At 65.6% G+C, this 21,728-nt stretch carries 14 protein-coding genes; 6 read left to right on the plus strand and 8 right to left on the minus strand.

Features of this window, described 5'->3' with window-relative positions:
* Nucleotides 1-102: 102 nt before the first annotated feature.
* Entirely contained in the window at nucleotides 103-1,149 is a 1,047-nt protein-coding gene (queA, locus tag V6N07_RS04275) for a tRNA preQ1(34) S-adenosylmethionine ribosyltransferase-isomerase QueA (protein WP_371154310.1), read from the minus strand.
* A gap of 9 nt (nucleotides 1,150-1,158) precedes the next feature.
* On the minus strand, nucleotides 1,159-4,479 hold the full coding sequence (locus V6N07_RS04280; protein ID WP_371154311.1) for an AsmA-like C-terminal region-containing protein: 3,321 nt from the start codon (nucleotides 4,477-4,479) through the stop codon (nucleotides 1,159-1,161).
* 104 nt (nucleotides 4,480-4,583) lie between these two features.
* Between V6N07_RS04280 and bcp the strand changes: the two genes are divergently transcribed.
* The 5 genes from bcp (at nucleotide 4,584) to V6N07_RS04305 (ending at nucleotide 9,294) form a co-directional block, all read left to right on the plus strand.
* The gene (bcp, locus tag V6N07_RS04285; protein WP_371154312.1) at nucleotides 4,584-5,051 is read left to right on the plus strand and encodes a thioredoxin-dependent thiol peroxidase; all 468 of its coding nucleotides are present in this window, start codon (nucleotides 4,584-4,586) and stop codon (nucleotides 5,049-5,051) included.
* A 7-nt stretch (nucleotides 5,052-5,058) separates the two neighbouring features.
* On the plus strand, nucleotides 5,059-5,868 hold the full coding sequence (locus V6N07_RS04290) for a ferritin-like domain-containing protein (RefSeq protein ID WP_371154314.1): 810 nt from the start codon (nucleotides 5,059-5,061) through the stop codon (nucleotides 5,866-5,868).
* Nucleotides 5,869-6,073: 205 nt separating this feature from the next.
* Nucleotides 6,074-7,405: a DUF5930 domain-containing protein gene (locus V6N07_RS04295; protein WP_371154316.1), complete on the plus strand. Its 1,332-nt coding sequence runs from the start codon at nucleotides 6,074-6,076 to the stop codon at nucleotides 7,403-7,405.
* Nucleotides 7,395-7,931 (plus strand): polymer-forming cytoskeletal protein, encoded by a 537-nt coding sequence (locus V6N07_RS04300; protein WP_371154317.1) that lies wholly within the window; start codon nucleotides 7,395-7,397, stop codon nucleotides 7,929-7,931. The genes V6N07_RS04295 and V6N07_RS04300 overlap by 11 nt, the downstream gene beginning before the upstream one ends.
* A 109-nt stretch (nucleotides 7,932-8,040) precedes the next feature.
* Complete coding sequence (locus V6N07_RS04305) at nucleotides 8,041-9,294, plus strand: glycosyltransferase (protein WP_371154318.1); 1,254 nt, start codon at nucleotides 8,041-8,043, stop codon at nucleotides 9,292-9,294.
* Here the strand turns inward: V6N07_RS04305 and prfB are convergent.
* The 5 genes from prfB to V6N07_RS04330 all read right to left on the minus strand — a co-directional run bounded on the left by prfB (nucleotide 9,291) and on the right by V6N07_RS04330 (nucleotide 19,164).
* On the minus strand, nucleotides 9,291-10,412 hold the full coding sequence (gene prfB, locus V6N07_RS04310; protein WP_371154320.1) for a peptide chain release factor 2: 1,122 nt from the start codon (nucleotides 10,410-10,412) through the stop codon (nucleotides 9,291-9,293). The two genes, V6N07_RS04305 and prfB, sit on opposite strands and share 4 nt — an antisense overlap.
* Before the next feature lie 98 nt (nucleotides 10,413-10,510).
* On the minus strand, nucleotides 10,511-13,039 hold the full coding sequence (locus V6N07_RS04315) for a penicillin-binding protein 1A (RefSeq protein WP_371155383.1): 2,529 nt from the start codon (nucleotides 13,037-13,039) through the stop codon (nucleotides 10,511-10,513).
* A gap of 162 nt (nucleotides 13,040-13,201) precedes the next feature.
* A complete protein-coding gene (locus tag V6N07_RS04320) occupies nucleotides 13,202-14,386 on the minus strand; it encodes an N-acetylmuramoyl-L-alanine amidase (RefSeq protein WP_371154322.1) in 1,185 nt (394 codons plus the stop codon).
* Nucleotides 14,383-15,549: a pyridoxal phosphate-dependent aminotransferase gene (locus V6N07_RS04325; protein ID WP_371154323.1), complete on the minus strand. Its 1,167-nt coding sequence runs from the start codon at nucleotides 15,547-15,549 to the stop codon at nucleotides 14,383-14,385. The genes V6N07_RS04320 and V6N07_RS04325 overlap by 4 nt, the downstream gene beginning before the upstream one ends.
* Nucleotides 15,550-15,816: 267 nt before the next feature.
* Nucleotides 15,817-19,164: an Rne/Rng family ribonuclease gene (locus tag V6N07_RS04330; protein WP_371154325.1), complete on the minus strand. Its 3,348-nt coding sequence runs from the start codon at nucleotides 19,162-19,164 to the stop codon at nucleotides 15,817-15,819.
* A 464-nt stretch (nucleotides 19,165-19,628) separates the two neighbouring features.
* Here V6N07_RS04330 and V6N07_RS04335 point away from each other — a divergent pair, with 464 nt between their 5' ends.
* Nucleotides 19,629-20,396, plus strand: coding sequence for a hypothetical protein (locus V6N07_RS04335; protein ID WP_371154327.1), 768 nt, complete (start codon nucleotides 19,629-19,631; stop codon nucleotides 20,394-20,396).
* Here V6N07_RS04335 and V6N07_RS04340 read toward each other — a convergent pair.
* Nucleotides 20,387-21,721 (minus strand): sigma-54-dependent transcriptional regulator, encoded by a 1,335-nt coding sequence (locus V6N07_RS04340; protein WP_371154328.1) that lies wholly within the window; start codon nucleotides 21,719-21,721, stop codon nucleotides 20,387-20,389. The two genes, V6N07_RS04335 and V6N07_RS04340, sit on opposite strands and share 10 nt — an antisense overlap.
* Nucleotides 21,722-21,728: the final 7 nt, after the last annotated feature.

The raw sequence follows: 21,728 nt of genomic DNA on the forward strand, positions 1-21,728 counted from the left end.
CAGCGGAGGATTGCCGCCTCGGGCCCCGGTCCGGCAAGTCGCGCCATGGCAGTCCGCCAGTGCAAGATGAGGCAGAGGTTCCGCGAAGCCACAGGTTCGCCGCTATGGCAGCAGCAACGACGCATCGCCATAGCTGAAGAACCGATAGCCCTTGGCAACGGCATGATCATAGGCCTGCATCATCCGATCGCGCCCCATCAAGGCCGAGACGAGCATCAGAAGCGTGCTCTGCGGCAGGTGGAAGTTCGTGATCAGGCCATCCGCGACGTTGAAACGGAACCCCGGATAGATGAAGATGTCCGTCTCGTCCCGGTATGGATCGATCTGTCCGCCACGGGCAGCCGTCTCGATCAGGCGCAAGGCGGTTGTGCCGACCGGAATGACGCGTCCGCCGTCGGCCTTGGTACGGCGGATATCCTCGGCGGCCTGTGCCGTCACCTCACCCCATTCCGCGTGCATCTTGTGGGTGGTCACGTCGTCGACCTTGACCGGCAGGAAGGTGCCCGCCCCGACATGCAGGGTGACCTGCGAGAAGTCGACACCGCGCGCCTGCAGCGCCTCCAGCAGGGGCGCATCGAAATGCAGCGATGCCGTGGGGGCCGCGACCGCACCGGCGTGACGTGCCCAGATCGTCTGGTAGTCGTCCTTGTCCTGCGCATCGGGCGCGCGTTTCGACGCGATGTAAGGCGGCAGGGGCATCTGACCGATCGCATCAAGAACGCCCTGCAAGTCATTGCCGTCGCATCCGAACTGCAACGTCACATCGCTTTCCTGCTTGTCGGTGATGGTGGCCGTGACATCGTCTCCGAAGGTGACGCTGTCCCCGACGCGCAGCTTGCGCAGGGGTTTGCCCAAGGCGCGCCACGCACCGTCGGGCAATGCCTCGACCAGGGTGAATTCGCATTTCGCGCGACCAGACCCGTCGCGTGTCTCACGCACGCGGACACCGTCCAGACGCGCAGGGATCACCCGCGTGTCGTTCAGCACCAGACGATCGCCGGGCCGCAGCCATTCGGTCAGGTCCGTGACCACCGCATCGGTGATCGTATCGGGTTGCACCACCATCATGCGCGCCGAGGATCGCGGCCGCGCGGGGCGGGTCGCGATCAGGTCGTCGGGCAGGTCGAAATCAAAATCACTCAGCTTCATGACAGCCTCTTACCCGTCAGGTGGGGGGCTGCGAAAGATGTCACGAAAGATACCGGGCGTCAGGATCGACAGGGGATTGACCGATACCTGCGGATCGCTTGCCGCCCCTTGCAAGCGATAGGTAAAGCCGAACAGGCCTTCGTCGCGGCGCGAGAACAGCCCGCCGAACAACCCGTTCACGAGGTAGATCGGCGAGATGACGCCCTGCATGTCCATCGTTCTGGACCCAAGGTCATAGATGCCGTCCGCCGTGATCGACATGCTGGGGCCAACGGCGCTGGCCCGCCCGATGCGGATGTCCCCCGGTCGCAGGGTGAAATCGCTCTCTACGCTCTGAAACGACAGGCCGTCCCCGTCCAGCTGTTCGAGGATCCCGACAACCGACAGGGCTTGCAGCAGGGAGGCCAGCGCCGGGGCGTTGCGCACGCGCAGATCGCTGATCCGAAGGGCACCGTCATATGTTCCCGTCTGCCCGGTCGGTTGCAGCGTCAGTTGGATCACCCCGCCCCGCGCGTCTTTGAACAGCCCCGAGGATCGCAGAACCCCCCCGGCGTCCGCGCCCCGGATCTGCACCCGCGTCCCGCCCCCCGTCGGCACCAGGACCCCTTCGACGGCGGAGCCGCCGTTCAGGCGGCCCGTGAATTGCCCCGCACCGGAGGCAAGGTTTGCGCGAAGGTCGGTCAGGGCGATGCCGTCGGTCACCGTCAGGCGGTGCAATGCAATCGTCAGCGGACTGCCCGATCCGCCGGAGCCGCCCGCGCCCCGCCCCAGAAGCGCGCGCCTGAGGTCGGCTGTCCCCCCACCGATGGAGATCGCGGGAGCCGACCCCGGACCCCGCCCGCGAAGGACCAATGGCCCACGGAACCACCCCGTATCGACCTGATCGAAGGTCGCGCGATCCAGCCCCCCACCGTCGCGGAACCGGATATTGCCCGACGCGGCCAGACCCGGCGCATCGACGGAGATGGACGTCACCTCCGGCGTCGCGCCAAGCCGCGCGGTCAGCGCAAGATCCGCATCGCGATTTGCCGGTTTCGACCACGAGATCGCCGGAAGCGCGATGGACATCCCGCGCAGGCGGCTGCTGATCTGTACTTCGGGCGCCTGCCCTTGCGGCAAACTGACGGAGACGTCGACCGGCGTGCGGCCCGACAGGTCCAGCGCGGCAAGGTTGATGCCCAGCCGCGCCAGATCGTCGGGCGATACCTGCGCGGTGCCCACGACCCGCCCTGCCTCGGGCAGGGGAACCGGTGGCGGTGGCGGCGCATCGGGATCGATCGCCTCGGTCCCGCGCGGGGGGAGGGCCTGACGCCAGCCCCCGTCAAACGGGATCCCGTCGAATGTCATGGCCCCCGAAACCTCGACCGCCTCGGGGGATACGGTCAGGTTCAATCGCTCTGCCAGAATGGTGCGACCCGATACGATCTTGTCGCTGGCCACATCGCGCAGGGTTGCCATGACGCGCCAATCGATATCGGCCGGGGCGTTCCCCTTGCGCAGGGGCAACGACACCTCGACCTGCGCGGTCCCCGTCCCGGTCAGGAAATCGCGATCCTTGTTCAGCCTTTGCAGGATGCGCAGGGGACGGTTGTCAAGCAGGGTCAAGACGTCGCCAAGATCCCCCTCGGCCTGCAGGGACAACGCGCCGCGGATCGGGCGTTCCGTGGTGTCGGGTATCGTGAACTGCGTTCCACCGATGCGCAGGCGTGGGGTATCCGGCGTCGCCGTCTGCCCCGGCCCGATGGCCGGCACGGTGGCCCCATCCACGCGCAGCGCCAGGCGACGCCCGTCGAATTGCGCGGCCCCTCGGGCGTTTTCGGCCGGTGGCATGAACCGCATGTAGCGGACCTGTCCGCCATCGAAGTCGAAGTTTGCCAGAACCTCGGGCGCCCTTCCCGGCGCAAGGCGCAAAGCGGCGCTGAGGTTGTGGGCGGTTCCGCCGATCATGTTGTTGAACACCCAATTTCGCGCTTGCAACTGCAAGCCGTCGGGCCAGAGCGCCTTGACGTCCTCGACCGGCATGTCCGGCACGTCCAGCGTCAGGCCGCCATCCAGACCCTCGGGGGCGAAGGCAAGCTGACCCGACAGACGCGCCGTTCCGGACGGTCCCGTCACCATCGCCTGACCAAGGTCCAGGGCCAGCGGCGATTGCGTCAGACGAGCCTCGATCACGCCGCTGTCGAATGCGATGCGCCGTTCGAACATCCCGTCCGGATCGAAGATCGTGTCGTCGAACAGCATCTGCATCTGGAGGGGGCCCGTGATCCCTTCGGGGATCAGGATCTGACCGCTGGCTTGCAACGCCATCGCATCCGAACTGGCGGACACCTCCTGCAAGGCGACGCGCCCCGTGCCGGGCAACCACGCAAAGCGCAGCGTCGTGCGGTCGAAAGACAGAAGCGGGCTGTCCACGGCGCGCAGGTTGCGGGTGGTCACCTGACCGGCCAACGTGCCGGGGGAGCCGTCTTCGGCCAAGGCCATCGATGCGGTGACAGACACCGCCCCCGTGGCAAGGGCCAGTGCGGGAACCTGTGGCGCACTTTCGGCAAGATAGGCCAGCGGAACATCCACGAGGGCCACCGTCGCCTGCGCCCCGGTGCCCGCGCTGCCACGCGTCAGTGTCACGGCAAGGCTCGATGCCTGCCCTGCCCCGACGGGCAACCGCATCGACAGCGTCAGGCGCACGCCATCATCCTGCCGTGCAACCGTGATCTGTCCGTTGCGGACATCCTGCTTGATGCCGGTGATCGCGTCTGACAGCCGCAGCGTCAGGCCGTTCATCCTGACCGACCCGATACCGGCAACCATCGGCGCGGCGAGAATGTTGTCCAATGCCGCCAGCAACTCTGCCGGATCGCGTGGCAGGCGACCGTTTCCGCGCTGGCCCAGCAACAAGCCGATGCGCCCGTCCGCATCGCGCGTGACGTTCAGGGCAAGACCATCGAAATCAACCTCTCTGGGGCGCAGGCGGCCCCGCAGGAGGTTCCCGGCATCCAACGTGATACGCGCCTCGGGCAGGGCCAGCATTTCGGTCTGCGCGTCCGAAAGTGCGGCGCCCCGCACCCGCAGTTGCAGGCCTTGGGACGCCAGATCATAGTCCAGCAGAACATCCGATATCGTCGCGGACGCGGGGGCGACGCCCGCATTGATCCGCGCCTCCACCCTGTCGACGGCCCAATCGGGCAAGGCCAGTGGTCCACGTGTCAGACGGTAGGCCGTGCCGACGGCCAGCGCCGCGATCACAAGGGCAAGGATACCGATACCTTTGGCCACACGCCCGAACCACCGGCGGCGGCCGTGCGATCGCGGGCTTTCGGTCTGGTCGGCCATTGGCACCTCTGACGGGCGGGGTTTCATCGCATTCACCTTGACCCGCCCCGGGTCGGGTTCCAAGTCCCGCAGGTGACCGCCCCGCAGATGAACAGGAGTTCGCCATGACAGACGCACCGACCGAAGGGCAGACCGCCCCCGATTTCACCCTGCCCCGCGATGGCGGCGAAGACCTCAGCCTGAGCAGCCTTCGTGGCAAACAGGTCGTCCTCTATTTCTATCCCAAGGACGATACCCCCGGCTGCACCAAGGAAGCGATCGCCTTCACCGAACAGGCCGCTGCGTTCGAGGACGCGGGTGCCGTGATCGTCGGCGTGTCGAAGGACAGCGTTGCCAAGCATGACAAGTTCGTTGCCAAGCACGAGTTGGGCATCATCCTCGTGTCCGACGAGAACGGCACGACCTGCGAGGACTACGGCGTTTGGGTCGAGAAGAACATGTATGGCAAGAAATACATGGGGATCGAACGGGCCACGTTCCTGATCGATGCAGAAGGCCGGATCGCCAAGGTCTGGCGCAAGGTGAAGGTGCCCGGCCATGCGGATGCCGTGCTGGACGCGGTCAGGGGATGATCGGTCGATGACACCTCTGGCACAGATGGCCGTCGACATCCTGACGACCGCGGACGGTCGCGCCAAGACGGCCCTGTCCCGACAGCACGCCGCCACATGGCGCGCGGCGCGTGCGGCAGGCGAGACACCCGAGATCGGCACAGCCGCGCCGCCGGACCGTCCGGCGCGACCCGCGGCCCCCGACCTTGTCGCACCGCGCGACGTGCCGCGCCGCAAGCCCGGAACGCCCGAGGGACGCATCGCCCTGCTGCATGCCGTCGCCCATATCGAACTGAACGCCGTAGACCTGCATTGGGACATCATCGCGCGGTTCTCGGACACGCCGCTGCCGACCGGGTTCTATGACGATTGGGTCAAGGCCGCAGACGAGGAATCGAAGCACTTCAACCTGATGGCCGATTGCCTCGAAGACGTCGGAAGCTTCTACGGCGCACTGCCCGCACATGCGGGCATGTGGCGCGCCGCCGAAGACACGGCCGACGACCTGATGGGTCGCCTTGCCGTCGTTCCGATGGTCCTCGAGGCGCGCGGCCTCGACGTGACGCCGGGGATGATCGACATCTTCCGAAAGGCAAAGGCGACGGCCGCCGTCGCCGCGTTGGAGACCATCTACGCCGAGGAAGTGTCGCACGTTGCCTATGGCAGCAAGTGGTTCCATTTCCTGTGCGGGCGCCATGATCTCGATCCTACCGGGGTATTCCACGACCTTGTCCGCAAGTATTTCCGTGGCCCGCTAAAGCCCCCGTTCAACGAGGAAAAACGCGCCGAGGCCGGAATTCCGCCAGACTTCTACTGGCCCCTGACCGAGGGGGCATGACGCGCGCCACTATAGATGACAGGCGAGAATCTGCGCAAATTCACCCCCCTTCCGGGGCGATCGGTAAGAATGGTTGCCCAATTTAGGCACGCCGCCTAAAAACCCCACATAATTGTCTTGGAGGGAAGCCAAGGCGGGGGATCGGAACTTCGCGCGGCACGGCACAACGTCGGTCGCGTGACCTAATGGACGGGGGAGACGGGACGTGAAACAACGCCTGTCTGACAAGGTAAATGCGCGCCTAGAGCGTCATTTGCCCGAACAGAGACTTTTCCTGAAATCCGACGAAGGCACGCGTTTCGTGCGCATGCGTCCATCCACGCAAGCCGGGATTCTTGCAGGCGGTGCCGTCCTGCTGGGCTGGACCGTGATCGTGACGTCCTTCTTCCTGATCGGGGCGATTACCTCCAACTCGTCGCGCGAACAGACCGCGCGCGCGCAGTTGGCCTATGAAAACCGTCTGGAGGCGCTGAGCACGGAGCGGGACAGCCGCACCCGCGAGGCCGAACAGGCGTTGGAGCGGTTCTACACCGCGCTGGCCGAAGTGTCGAAGATGCAGGAGCAACTTCTCGACGCCGAACAGCGGACGCGGGAGCTGGAGACCGGTATCGAAGTCATCCAGCAGACCCTGCGCCGCACCGTCGCCGAACGCGATGAAGCCCGGCGGGAGCGGGCGACTGCGGTGGCACAACTGGAAAACGCCCCCGAAGCCGCAGCCCTGGCCGAACGTCTGCATGCCGACGCCGCCGCGACCGCGGCCGCCCTGTCCGAGGTTCTGGACGCGACCGCGTTGCAGCGTGACGAGGCCGTCGTCGTGGCCGAGGGCGCAGACGCCGAGATCGACCGGATGGAGGCCATGGCCGAAGTCGTCGCCGAACGGAACGATCGCATCTTCGGCCGCCTCGAAGAGGCCGTCGAAGTATCGCTCGACCCGCTGCGCAAGGTTTTCGAACGGTCCGGGATTTCGACCGACGCCATTCTGGAACAGGTTCGCCGGGGCTACTCCGGGCGCGGTGGCCCGCTCGAGTCCGTGACCATTTCGACGCGTGGCAATCCCGAAGGCGTGCCGGATCTGGACACGCAGCGGGCCAACCGCCTGTTGGGCAAGCTGGAGGAGGTCGACCTCTATCGCATCGCCGCCGAAAGCCTGCCTCTGGCCCATCCCGTTCCCGGCCCCCACCGGCGCACGTCCGGTTTCGGTCCGCGCTGGGGGCGCATGCATTCCGGGATCGATTTCGCCGGTCCGCGCGGGTCCGAGATCCGTGCAACGGCCGCCGGTGTGGTCACCCATGCCGGGTGGCAGTCCGGTTACGGCAAGCTTGTGAAGATCGAACACCCTCTCGGTTTCGAAACCCGGTTCGCCCATCTCAACTCCATCAATGTCAGCGTTGGCCAAAGGGTCTCGCGCGGACAGCGGATCGGTGGTATGGGAACGACCGGACGTTCAACCGGTGTGCATCTGCACTACGAGATTCGTCGGGGCGGTCGCGCCTTGAACCCAACCACCTTCCTAAATGCAGGTCAGGATGTTTTCTAAATCGAAGCTGAACCAGCCCGGCGGCGACGCCGACAAACCGAAACAGCCGGGCGCCCCCGCCCAGACGGCACCTGCCACGCCCCCGTCCAAGCCCGCAGGCCTGGAACTGGGCGCCGGTCCTTCGGCGATGAAGCCCAAGGTCGCTCCGTCGACCCTGTCGTCCGACCTGATGATCAAGGGCGACATCCGCACGACCGGCGACATTCAGGTCGAAGGCGAGATCGAGGGCAACATCCAGGCCCACCTGCTGACCGTCGGTGAAGGCGCCGTCGTGCGCGGTGAAGTCGTTGCAGATGACATTGTCGTCAACGGTCGGGTCATCGGTCGCGTGCGTGGCCTGAAGGTCCGCCTGACGTCGACCGCACGGGTCGAGGGTGACATCATCCACAAGACCATTGCCATCGAATCGGGTGCGCATTTCGAAGGCGCGGTTCAGCGTCAGGACGATCCGCTTGGCGGCGGAAAAGGCAGCGGCGCCGCAAAGGCAGCCGCCCCCGCGTCCAAACCCGAGACGCCGCAAAGCTGATCGTCGGACAGACATGGTGAACGACCGAACCCCGCCCCCGCAATGGAGCGGGGTTTCTCGTCTTCCGGGGCTGGAGGGACGGATTCCGAGCAGCAGCCGGTCTGCCGTCGTGCTCTCAACCATCGGCTCGCTCGGCGATCTCTATCCGGTCCTGTCGATTGCGCGTGCCCTGGAAGATCGCGGAACGGAGGTGCGCCTCGCGCTGACACCCGAGGATTGTGACATAGCACGGCGCTGGGGTCTTCTGGCGACACCGGTCGGCCCCAGTCAGGCAGACGTCTGTGCCGCACTGGGCATGTCGCGGGACGAGGTCGCGGCCTCCGTCCTACAAGATCCGGGGCCTTTGATATCGCAGGCCCTGATGCCGCTGCTACCCGACATGGCGCGCACGATTGCCACATTGTGTGACGGTGCAACCTGCGTTGCCGGCACGAGTTTCGCTTTGGGCGCGGCCCTTGCGGCCGAGATGACGGATCTGCCCTTCGTGCCCCTGATCCTGCAGCCCATGATGCTGATGTCGGCCGAGGATCCCGCACACGGTCACGCCCACCGGTTTGCCCTGCACGACCGGACTGGCCCCCTTGCACATTTGTGGAACCGGGCGTTCATAGGCGCCGTGCACGGTGTCTTCCGCCTGCGCCACGGGCGGCAGCTTTCGCGCGTGCGGCGGGATCTGGGCCTGAACAGGCAACGCGCCACTCCGATCCTCGACCACGACGCGACGATGCCGGTGCGGCTTGGCCTGTGGTCCGAACACTTCGCGCCAAAGCCAAAGGATGCGCCCGAGGGTCTGCATCTTGTCGGGTTCCCACCGGCCCCCGAAGGCGATCTGCCGGCTGAGGTCGTCGGTTGGATTGCAGAGGGCCCGCCCCCCCTCGTGGTCACGCTCGGCTCGATTGCGCAACGTCTGGGGCGAGAGAATTTCTGGCGTCAGGCCATCGACATGGCGCGACAAATGGGGCTGCGCGCGGTTCTGTTGCATGGTGCCGCCGAGGTTCCGCAAGGGCTGGATATCCTCGCCCTGCCCTATGCGGCGCATGCGCCCCTGTTCCCGATGGCGGCGGCGGTCGTGCACCATGGCGGGATCGGCAGCACGGCCGAAGCCATGCGCGCGGGGCGCCCGCAACTCATCCTTCCCGTCGGGGGGGACCAACCGGACAATGCAATGCGCGTGAAGCGCGCCGGTCTGGCCGAAGTCATTCCAATCGCGGCCTTTACCGGGCAACGCGGCGCCGCGGAGCTTGGCAGTCTGCTGAACAGGTTCGACTACGCAAAAGCCGCGGCCCTTGCGGATACCATCACGGAGGAGGACGGCGCCGCGATCGCCGCGCGGCACCTGCAGGATATCGCGTTGCGCGCTTAGCCGCCGGCTTCGGACCGGGACTTGCCCGACGCGTCGGAGGCCAGGACAGACGCCATGATCCCATCCAGCGCCCCATCCAGAACGCCGCTGGTATCGGACGTCTCGAACCCCGTGCGCAGGTCCTTCACCATCTGGTAGGGTTGCAGGACATAGGACCGGATCTGGTTGCCCCACCCCGCATCGCCCTTCGCCTCGTGCGCCGCGTTGATATCCGCGTTCCGGCGATCCAGCTCCATCTGGTAGAGCCGCGATTTCAGCGCCTTCATCGCGATGTCGCGGTTCTGGTGCTGCGATTTCTCGGACGAGGTAACGACGATGTTCGTCGGCAGGTGGGTGATCCGCACCGCCGAGTCGGTCGTGTTGACGTGCTGTCCACCCGCGCCGGACGACCGGTAGGTATCGATACGGATATCGTTGGGCTGCACTTCGATCTCGATGTTGTCATCGACGACGGGATAGACCCAGACGGAGCAGAACGAGGTATGGCGCCGCGCACTGCTGTCGTAGGGCGAGATGCGCACCAGACGGTGGACGCCCGATTCCGACTTGAGCCAGCCATAGGCGTTCTTGCCGCTGATCTTGTAGGCGGCGCTTTTAATGCCCGCCTCTTCCCCCGGTGTGGTGGACTGAAGCTCTACGGTATAGCCCCGCTTCTCGGCCCAGCGGACGTACATCCGGGCCAGCATCGAGGCCCAGTCGCAGCTTTCCGTGCCACCCGCACCGGAATTGATCTCAAGGAAAGTATCATTGCCATCGGCCTCACCGTCCAGCAGGGCCTCCAGCTCCTTCTCGGCGGCGACTTCGACCAGCTTGGCGATGGCGGCTTCGGCCTCGGATACGATTTCCGCATCCTCTTCCATCTCGCCCATTTCGATCATCTCGAGGTTGTCGGCCGTGTCCCGCTCCAACGCGGTGATCCCGTCGATCGAATCCATCAGGGCCTGACGGTCCCGCATCATCGCCTGCGCCCGATCGGGATTGTCCCACAGGGTGGGGTCCTCGATCATCGCGTTGAATTCTTCCAACCGGTGCGGCGCCGTTTCCCAGTCGAGGCGCCGCTTGAGCAGGGCCACGGACTTGGCGATGGCATCGACATGGTTCTGGACTTCTGCGCGCATCGGGACCTCCGGAGGGAATAGCGTTGCCTCACCTAAACCCTGCCCCGGCGCGCGGCAAGCGGTCGGTCGGGGCAGGTCGCAAAGGACAGGCGGTCAGGTCAGTAGAGGCCGCCGGACGACAGCGCCCCGAATGTCGCCCGCGCCGGGACGACGACCTTGCGTCCGGTCGATGTCTCGACCTCGCGCGCGACGGATTCCTCGCCGCCATCCGTCTCCCCGCGCCCGAACAGCGGCAGATCCCCGGCCATGGCAAAGCCACCATCGATGATCGCGCCGCCGCCGATGCCCAGGAACGGGTCGTCGCCATCGCGGAAGTATTCGGCAACGACATGTTCGCCGGTCGCATCATCCGGCAGGCGCGCACCGGTATAGCGGTCGATCTTGACGAAATAGCCGCCGGGCGGAACTTCGAACGGGCCGCCGCCATATTCCTTGATCGCTTCGCGCATGAATTCGTTGAACACCGGGCCGCACATACCACCGCCCGAGGCGCCGCGTCCCATGCTGCGCGGACGGTCATGGCCGATGTAGCACCCTGCCACGATGGTCGACGAAAAGCCGACGAACCAGACGTCCTTTGCATCGTTCGTCGTGCCGGTCTTGCCCGCGATCGGAACCGGCAGGTTCACGGTGCTGGAGGCAGTGCCGCGATCGACGACGCCCTTCATCATCGACGTCAGCTGATAGGCGGTGATCGGATCCATCACCTGTTCGCGGTTCGTCACGATGCGGGGGCCATAACCTTCGGAGAGGGAGGCGAATTGTTCGCAGTCGGTGCAGGACCGCTGGTCGTGGCGATAGACGGTGCGGCCGTAGCGGTCCTGAATGCGGTCCACCAGGGTCGGCTCCACCCGCTCGCCACCGTTGGCGAACATCGCGTAGGCGCTGACCATCTTGTAGAGCGTGGTTTCCTGACTTCCCAGCGAGTTCGCCAAAAGTTCCGGCATGTCGTCATAGACGCCGAACCGCTCCGCGTAGCGACCGATGACGTCCATGCCCACGTCCTGTGCAAGGCGCACGGTCATCAGGTTCCGCGACCGTTCGATACCGGTGCGCAGGGGGGACGGGCCGTAAAAACGGTTCGACGCATTTGTCGGGCGCCAGATTTCCCCGCCCGACACGATTTCGATCGGGGCGTCCACGACGATGGTATTGGGTTGATAGCCACTGTCGAGGGCTGCGGCATAGACGAAAGGCTTGAAGCTGGAACCCGGCTGGCGCGTCGCCTGCGTCGCGCGGTTGAACACGCTGTCCTGATAGGAAAAGCCACCCTGCATCGCGAGGACACGGCCGGTATTGACGTCCATCGCCATGAAACCGCCCTGCACTTCGGGGATCTGACGCAGGGACCACCGGATCAGGTTGCCGGTGCTGTCCTCGGTCATGCGGCGGACATGCACGACATCGCCGGGCTCGAAGTTGTCGAAGAAGTTGCCGCGCATCCACGCGATGTCGTTGCGCGGCACGCTGACACGTTCGGCGACATCCTCGACCCCGAGGGTCAGGGATTGATCCGCGATCTCCATCACGACGGCCACGTGCCATCTGCTGTCCAGTTCGACATCACGGCTGACGTCCGTGTTGGCCAGCGCGGTGCGCCACGCGTCCTCGTCCGACAGCGTCTCGACCGGGATCGTCTTTTCGGTGCCGCGCCAGATGCCGGAATTGCGGTCGAACTTTTCAAGCGCACGCTGCAGGGCGCGGGCGGCGACCTTCTGCATATCGGCGTCGATGGTCGCGCGCACCGTGAAGCCCTGCGTGAAGAACTCCTCCTCGCCGAAGTCCTGGCTCAGCTGGCGGCGGATCTCGTCGGTGAAATAGTCGCGCGGCGGCAGGGCGGCGCGGAAGGGCGCGTAGTGCCCGGATTGCACGGTCAGAAGCGGCTTGGACTGTGCCTCCTGCATTTCGGCGCGGGTGATATACCCGTTCTCGAACATCTCGCGCAGAACGAAGTTGCGGCGGTCGATGGCGACCTCGGCCTGACGGACAGGGTGATAGTTGCTGGGCGCCTTCGGCAGGATGGCGAGATAGGCCGCCTCCTCCAGCGTCAGTTGCGAGAGGGTCTTGTTGAAGTAGGTCTGCGCCGCTGCGGCCACGCCATAGCTGTTCTGCCCGAGGAAGATCTCGTTCAGGTAGAGTTCGAGAATGCCTTCCTTGTCGAGCGTCTCCTCGATGCGGGACGCAAGGATGATTTCCTTGACCTTCCGCTCGGCCGAGCGGTCGGAGGACAGAAGGAAGTTCTTCATCACCTGCTGCGTGATGGTCGAAGCCCCCCGCAGACGCCCGCCCTGCGCGGCGGTCACAGCGGCCGCGACCATGCCCATCGGGTCATAGCCTGCGTGCAGGTAGAAGTTCTTGTCCTCGGCGGAAATGAACGCGTGCTTCACCAGATCGGGGATCTCGGAAGCCGGGGCGAACAGGCGACGCTCGCGTGCGAATTCATCCATCAGACGCCCCTCGCCAGAATAGATCCGGCTGATCGTCGGGGGCGTGTATTGCGCAAGCTGTTCGTGGTTGGGAAGGTCCCGGCCGTACATCCACAGGATCGCGCCGACCGTCAAAGCCGCCGCGATCACGCCAAGGGTCACGGCGGAGAACAGCCCGCCGATTGCGGACAGGACGAACATCAACGTGCCATGCAGCCCTCGGGCCACGGCACCTGCGCCCGATGTAGACATCGCCTTGAAATTCATTGTCCGCCCCTCGCGTCACCTGCAGGGGCAGATATACGTAAGGCGCGCATTGACGTCAAAGCGGTGGCCGCCCCTGTGGCGATGTTTCGCGCGGGCCTAGCGCCGCAGACGCAACGCTTCCGCAGCGTCATCGACGGCCCATGCCTCGATCGCATTCGCGATGGCCGCCGCCATGCGCGCACGCCACGCCGGGGCCGTCAGGTTCGCAAGGTCCGTACCGTTCGACATGAAACCAAGCTCCAGAAGGACGGAAGGAATGTCGGGTGCTTTCAGGACCGTGAAACCGGCGCGCAGCCGGGGCCGCTTGTGCAGGCGCAGGCCCGCACCGTTCAAGCCGGCGACCAGTGCGTCGGCAAGGGCCGCGGCCCGTGGCGCGGTTTCGGCGCGCGCCAGATCGATCAGGACCTGCGCCACCTCGTCACCCGGATCGCTGAGTTCCAGCCCCAGCAGCAAGTCGTCGCGGCCCAGTCGCGCGGCCAGTTCGGCGGACATCGCATCCGATGCTTCCTCCGACAGGGTATAGACCGTCGCGCCCTGTGCCCCGCCCCCGTCCAGCGCATCCGCGTGCAGCGAAATCATCAGGTCGGCACCGGCTGCGCGCGCAACACTCGCCCGCCCCCGTAGCGAAAGAAAGCTGTCCCCGTCGCGGGTCAGAACGACCGTGTGGCCGGCCCGGCGCAGAACCTCGGCCAGTTCGCGTGCGAACCGCAGCATCAGGTCCGCTTCGGTCAGACCCGCGCGTTCGGCCCCGGGATCGATGCCCCCATGTCCGGGATCAAGGGCGATGACCAATGGCCGGTCCCCCGTCTGCCGCGTGCGGCCCGTGGCGATATCGGGCGGCGCGATCCTGTCCCAACCCTGCGCGATCAGGGGACCGGGCGTTCCCGCCCCTTCCGTCAGGACGATCCGGATGCGGGCGCCCTGCCCCGTTTCCATCCATGCGCGATCCAGTTGCATCGGCCCCATCAGGTCCACGACCAGACGCGACCATCCGGGGTGCACACGCCCCGACCGCAGGCCGGTCGCACGGTCGCCGTCGATCGCGGTCGCATCAAGGGCGGACCAGTCGACCTCTGATGTATCAAGGATCAGGCGCCACGGATCGCTGCGCAGAAACACGCGCCACGGCACCGCCTGACTGATCGGCAGATCCAGTGACAGACCGCCCCGCCGGACATCCTCGATAACCGTCTGCGCGGCGTCGGGCACGGCGAGCGCGCGGAAGTCCTGCGCCTGCGATGGCAGGCTGAAACACATCAGAAGGAAAAGCGCCCGTATCATCGCGTAGCCATGAACTCCTGCAGCCGCTCAAGACCCAGCACGATATCCTGCGTCGCGCGCGCATAGCTGAAGCGAAGGGTTTGCCCCCCGCGTACGGGATCGAAATCAAGCCCCGGTGTCACTGCGACGCCCGCCTTCTCAAGGATCTCGCGTGCGAATGCGACGGAGTCCGAGGTCATTTCGGAGACGTCTGCATAGACATAGAACGCGCCGTCCGGCGGCGCGATACGGTCGAACCCGGCCTTCGGCAGACCGTCCAGCATCAATTGCCGATTTGCGGCATAAACACCGAGGTTCGTTTGCAATTCCTCGGTCGCGTCCATTGCGCCCAACGCGGCGATCTGGCTGGCGTGGGGGGCGCAGATGAACATGTTCTGCGCCAATCTCTCGATCGTGCGGACATGGTCCGGGGGCACCACCATCCAGCCGATCCGCCATCCCGTCATGGAGAAATACTTGGAGAAGGAGTTGATGACGTAGACGTCGTCCGAAACCTCCAGCGCGCTGACCGCGCGGCCGGCGTATTGCACCCCGTGATAGATCTCGTCGCTGATGAAGGCCGTGCCATTGGCATGACAGGCCTTGATCAGGGTTGCCATGCTGTCACGGTCCAGCATCGTGCCGGTGGGGTTCGACGGCGAGGCGACGATCAGGCCGGACAGATCGCCCGGCAGATCACCGGCAACGGGCTGAAACCGGTCTTCGTTCCGCGTTTCGATCCCGACGGCCTGCAACGACAGCGCCTTGAGGATCTGCCGGTAGGAGGGATAGCCCGGCAATCCAAGCCCCACCTTGTCGCCCGCATCGAAGAGGGCCGTGAAGGCCAAAAGGAACGCCGCCGATGATCCGGCGGTGACGACAACGCGTCCCGGATCGAGGTCGATATCATACCAATCCTTGTAAAGCGCGGCGATCCGTTCGCGCAGTGCCGGCAGGCCCAGAGCAACCGTGTAGCCGAGCGCATCCGCCTCCATCGCGCGGGCCAGTGCATCGCGCGCGGCCTTGGGTGCGGGCGTTCCGGGTTGGCCGACCTCCATGTGCACGATGTGGCGTCCGGCGGCCTCGGCGGTGCGGGCGGCCTCCATCACGTCCATCACGATGAACGGGTCGACCTGACTGCGCGATGAAACGCTGTGGCCCGTTACCCGGCGTGCGCTTTTCATGGATGGCTCCCCAAACTCTGGCATCCGGGACAGATGGACCGGGCAAGCGGCCCCCGTCAACGCCCTGCGATGGTCCGATTTTCATGCGCGGTTGAACCCGATTTCCTGGCGGTGATCGGACACGCCAAGACCCACGGCGCAGGGAAAGGTGCGAATGGGAAGCCTGCGCAGGTGCAAATGGCAGAATGCCGTCGCGTCGGTCGAGGCCACAAAAGAAAAACGCACCCGGCGAAGGGTGCGTTTCCTTTGTTCGACCTATCGGAAGACTCAGCTGCCGAAAGACCACCAGCCGCGCTTCTTGGGCGTTTCGTCCCCGGCTTCCGTGGTCGCAGTGTCAGCTGCGCCTGCATCGGGTTCCGTCACGGGCGCTTCTGCCGCTGCGCCTTCAGGGGCCGGGGTCTCGGCTTCGGGCGCGGGCGCGATCTCCGCAACCGTCTCCGCAGCCGCCTCCACAGCGTCGGACGGTCCTTCCTGTGCGACAGGTGCCGGTGCACGGGCCCGCGTGCGGGTCCGCTTGGCAGGCTTCGCCTCAGCCGCAGGTGCCTGTTCCGGCTCCGGTGCTGCGGGCGCGTCCTCCGTCACGACAGGCTCGGCATTCGTCGTCTCCGCAACGGGTGCGTCGTCGACAACGGGCGTTTCCGCCGCGTCTGCTGCCGGGGCCTTGGCGCGCGACCTGCTGCGACGCCGCTTCGGCTTCGTGGTCTCGTCCTGTGCCTCGGGTTCTGCACTGCCGGCCTCGGGCGCCGTCGCTTCGGAGAGATCGGCCTCCGGTGCCGCAACCTCGGTTGCTGCCGTCTCGGGCTGGGCCTCGGACGTGGGCTCAGCTTCGGATGCCGCGTCGGTCACCTTCTTGGAGCGACTGCGCGTCCGGGAACGCGACCGGGACTTCGGCGCAGCATCAGCTGCGGGAGCCTCGGCATTCGGCGCATCGTCGGCGGGGGCCTCCTCGGCCGCAGCGTCACCGCCCGACACGGGCTCCGCAGTCTGTGCATCGGTTTCGGACGCTTCCTGCCCGTCACCATTCCCTTCGCCAGACCCCGACTTGCGGCGGCGTGACCGACGACGGCGTTTCTTGCGCGGCGCCCCATCCTCGGCGTCGCCGGACGCGTCCTTGGACGGGGTCTGCGTCGCTGCCTCTTCGGTCGCCTCTTCGACGACCTCGGCTTCGATCACCTCTTCCTCCTCGTCCTCCGACGGTGTCCAGGAGGTATCCATGGCAACAACCTGCGACGCGGGCTTTGGCACCTGACGCGTTGCGGTCTTGAACTTTTCCATCGTGAAATCGGGCGCAATCAGCGCGGCGTCGGCCACCACGCGCACGGCCATGCCATAGCGCGTCTCGATCGAGGCGAGATGTTCGCGCTTGTCGTTCATGATGTAGTTGCAGACATCGACCGGCAGCTTGAGCAGCACCTCACGCGACCGCTTGCGCACGCCTTCTTCCTCCAGCGCGCGCAGGACCTGCAACGCGACGGAATCGTCCGACCGGATCAGGCCCGTGCCGTGGCAATGCGGGCATTCCTGCGTCGTCGCTTCCAGCATGCCGGGGCGCAAACGCTGACGCGACATTTCCAGCAGGCCAAAACCGCTGATCCGGCCAACCTGAATGCGCGCACGGTCGTTCTTGAGCGCGTCCTTCATCCGCTTCTCGACGGCGGCGTTGTTCTTGCGCTCGTCCATGTCGATGAAGTCGATGACGATCAGACCGGCCAGATCCCGCAGCTTGGCCTGGCGCGCGACCTCGTCTGCGGCCTCAAGGTTGGTCTTGACGGCGGTGTCCTCGATGGACCCCTCCTTCGTCGACTTGCCGGAGTTCACGTCGATCGCGACAAGCGCCTCGGTGATGCCGATGACGATATATCCGCCCGACTTCAGCTGCACCGTCGGGTTGAACATCGACGACAGGTATTGCTCCACCCCGTGCTGGGCGAACAGCGGCTGGCCGCCCTCCGGGTGATGCTTCACGTTCTTGGCGTGGGACGGCATGATCAGCTTCATGTAGTCCTTGGCATGGCGATACCCGGCCTCGCCCTCGACGATCACCTCGTCGATGTCGCGCGAATACAGATCGCGGATCGAGCGGTGGATGAGGTTGCCTTCTTCATAGATCGGCGCGGGGGCGATGGACTTGAGGGTCAGTTCGCGCACCTGCTCCCACTGGCGTTGCAGGTATTCATAGTCGCGCTTGATCTCGGTCTTGGTGCGCTTGGCGCCCGCCGTGCGCACGATCAGGCCGGCGCCCTGCGGCACGTCGATTTCCTGCGCGATTTCCTTCAGCTTTTTGCGGTCGACGGCATTGGTGATCTTGCGGCTGATGCCGCCACCGCGCGCCGTGTTCGGCATCAGCACGCAATAGCGCCCGGCCAGCGACAGGTACGTGGTCAGCGCGGCGCCCTTGTTGCCACGCTCCTCCTTGACGACCTGCACCAGCATGATCTGGCGGACCTTCACGACCTCCTGGATCTTGTACTTCCGGGGGCGCGGCTTGCGAACGGGGCGAATGTCTTCCTGATCGTCCGGGTCGGCGACTGTCTCGACGGTGGTGTCCTTCTCGACACCGGTGTCCTGCTCTGCGGTGTCGGCGTTGTCGGTCTTTGCCGTGCTGCCCGACGACTTGCGCCGGCTGCGCGAACGGGACCGCGGCTTGGGCGCAGGTTCATCGACGATCGGTGCCGCCTCTGCGGTGTCGGTGGTCTCATCCGCGAGGTCGACAGTCTCCATCCCTGCCGGTTCGGCGGGTGTCGCGACCTCGTCGGTGGAAGGGGTCGACGCGTCTTCGTCAGGCGCCTTGGAAGGTTCCTCCGACACGACGGTCTCGTCTTCCAGACCGGTATCTTCGGCAATCGTGGTGACTGGGCCGTCATCGTCATCCGATTGCGCGGCCTGCTCCGGCTGGTCCTCGGGCGTGGCGGTGTCGGTGGTGGCGGCTTCGGAAACCTCGGCGGCCGTTCCGCTCACGACGACATCGGCCGGGGCCTCGACTTCGGAGGGCTTCGCGTCCGCGGACGTCGCATCCTCTGCGGAGGCGGCCTCCTGCTCTGCCGGGGCGGTCTGATCCTCGGGCGTATCCTGCTGGGCGGTCGCGTCGTCGGGCGCGGATTGTGTTTCGCCCGCGGCGTCCGCCTGCGTTTCGACGGCATCAGCGGTATCGGCGTCCGAGGCGTCTACCTCGACCTTCTTCTTGCGAGAGCGCGAGCGGGAACGCGAGCGGCTCTTCTTGGGGGCCTCCTCGGCCTTGTCGTCGGTTGCATCGTCCGTGTCGCCATCCGGGGCCGTGCCACTCGCCTTCGCGTCCGACGCCTCGTCCGCGGCGGCCTGTGCCTCGGCATAGGCCCGCTCCTCGGCCAGCAACGCATCGCGGTCGGCCTTGGGGATCTGGTAGTAATCGGGGTGAATCTCGGAAAACGCGAGGAACCCGTGGCGGTTGCCGCCATAGTCCACGAATGCCGCCTGAAGCGACGGTTCGACCCGCGTGACCTTTGCCAGGTAGATGTTGCCTGCAAGCTGTCGCTTGTTCAGGCTTTCGAAATCAAATTCCTCGACCTTGTTTCCGTCTGCCACCACGACCCGGGTCTCTTCCGGGTGGGTGGCGTCGATCAGCATTTTCTTCGCCATGTTGCTTTCCGCAGCCCGCGCGCCTTCGCCCCCCTGGGGCGGCGCAATCGGCGGGCTGACTTGATTGGGCGAGGCAGCCATACAGCATCGCGGGGCGGTTTTGCCGCATCCCGTCGCCTGCTGTTCTGTCCTGCGTCATCGCGCGTTACTCCGGCCGCGGCCCCTGATTTCAGGGGGCTGGCCATTCATTGCCCGACACCAAAAGGCTCGGGCGTCTCTCGGGGCTGTAAAAGTCAGCCCACATACTTAGCCCGATGTCGTGGACCACATTGAGGGTCACCGATCATGCGGGAAAGAATCCAACCGGTCCCGACCACCAACCGATTGGCGGCACGACCGTCTTTGTTGCATATCTGCAAGGGGTGCATCGTGCAACTGTTGAGTGCGGGGACACGATCCGCAGGGGCATGAGCAACCGGAATGCGCCTTTCATTCTCGCGATCGATTGATCTAGGAGATGAAAAATGAGCATTCGGATCGATAGAACGCCGCCGCGCACGGTCATTGTCGGCGGCCCGCCCCGGTCGGGAACCCGGTTTGTCACGGATGCCCTGAACCGGCATCCCGACGTCGCGATCGAAGGGGAGCCGCATGCCGCCGCCCTGCGCGAAACACTTGCCTATATCGACCGGATGGATGCGGAGATGGCCGCCGTCGGGGCGAAATATTGGCAGGACAGCCGAGCCGACATCTTCTGGGCCGCCGTAAGGGGTGCTCAGAAACAGGGCCTGCGCCGTGATCGCGTCAAGGCCGGCGTGGAGGGGTTCAAACTGCCGAGGATCGAGCATCAATGGTCCCGCATCCATGGAATCGTCGGCCCGATGACATTCGTCTTTTGCCTGCGGCCCTTTCCGGAACACTGGCTATCCATCTGGAATCGCTGGCCAGAGCAGAAGATCGAGGACGTCGCGGCCCTGTTCATTCAGTCCATTGTCCACGCCGGATCGATGGCAGACTGCCCCGAGATCACCCTTGTCAGCTTCGGGTTGCCGCAGATGGCCGCGAATGGCGCCTCGCATCTGTCAGGTATCGGTAACGCCCTGAACCTGGCCGACGTCGACGGCTGGGCCCAATCAATCGATCAGCATCGCCGCGCAAACGCCGCGGACAAGTTCACGTGTGCGAAACGCACCACCCTGACACCAGAAGAGCAGGCGTTCATCGACGCCCACCCCAATATCGCTGCGGCCTATGACGATCACTGGCGCCGGGTCGACGCCCCTTACAGGTAGTTCGACCGGCTCAGCCCGTACTTGGCCATCTTTTCGTTCAGTGTCCGGCGCGGCAGGGACAACTCCTCCATCACCGCAGCGATGGACCCGCGGTGGCGGCGCATCGTGTTGTCGATCAGCATCCGCTCGAACGCCTCGACGTATTCCTTCAACGGCTTGCCCTCGGTCGTGACCTGAATGGTCTCACCCTGCTCCTGCGTGTCGGACATCAGCAGCGAGGCGATCGATCCCGTCCCCCGCCGCTGTTGCAGAACGGCGCGTTCGGCCAGGTTGATCAGCTGACGCACGTTGCCGGGCCAAGGGGCCTGCAACAGTTGCGCCGCCTCCTGCGCCGACAGTTGCGGCGGGGTCGCGCCGTATTCCTCGCCGAATGCCTCGGCGAAATGGGTGAACAGGGTCAGGACATCCTCACCCCGGTTGCGCAGGGGCGGCAGGACCAGCTTCATGGCGGCCAACCGGAAGAACAGATCCGACCGCAGCGCCGCCTCGCATGTCCGATCCGGGTCGGAGGCATTGCAGATCGCCACGATGCGGGTTTCCGCCGGGGTCCCCTGTTCGTTGATGAACGTCAGAAGACGCGCCTGCAGCGCGGCGGGCAGGCTCTCGATATCTTCGAGGACCAGCGTGCCGCCGCGTGCCTCTTCGACAAGCGGCAGGCCACCTTCGGTCACCGGGCCGAACAGCTTGGCGCCCAGCTCCTCCTCTCCCAGTGCGGCGCAGGACGTCATCGCAAATGTCTTGCCCTGCCGCGGGCCGACCGCATGCAGGGCATGGGCCACCAGGGTCTTGCCGGTCCCGGTTTCGCCATCGATCAGGACATGCGTATCGGCCTGCCCCAGATCGAGAATATCCTCGCGCAGGCGTTCCATCGCGGGCGACGTGCCGATCAGCTTGCGCATCAGAACGGTCCCGTCCGAGAGTTCGCGCCGCAGAGCGCGGTTGTCGAGGGTCAGCTTGCGCGTCTGCGCGGCGCGCCGGGCCAGTTCGGTCAGGCGGTCGGGGTTGAACGGTTTTTCCATGAAATCATAGGCACCGAGGCGCATCGCCTCGACGGCCATGGGAACATCGCCGTGCCCCGTGATCATGATGACCGGCAGGCTGCTGTCCGCACTCATCAAGCGCTTGAGAAACTGCATGCCATCCATGCCCGGCATGCGGATATCGCTGATGACGACGCCGGGAAAATCGGGGGTCACCTTCTTCAACGCCTCTTCCGCGCTGGCATAGGTTTCGGTCGCGAACCCGGACAGGGCCAGCCACTGGCTGATCGACTGCCGCATGTCCTGTTCGTCGTCAACGATGGCGATCCGTGCCTGTTCGGCCATGGGGGTC

Source organism: Jannaschia sp. 2305UL9-9 (genome assembly GCF_041403465.1).
In the GTDB taxonomy this organism is placed as follows: domain Bacteria; phylum Pseudomonadota; class Alphaproteobacteria; order Rhodobacterales; family Rhodobacteraceae; genus Jannaschia.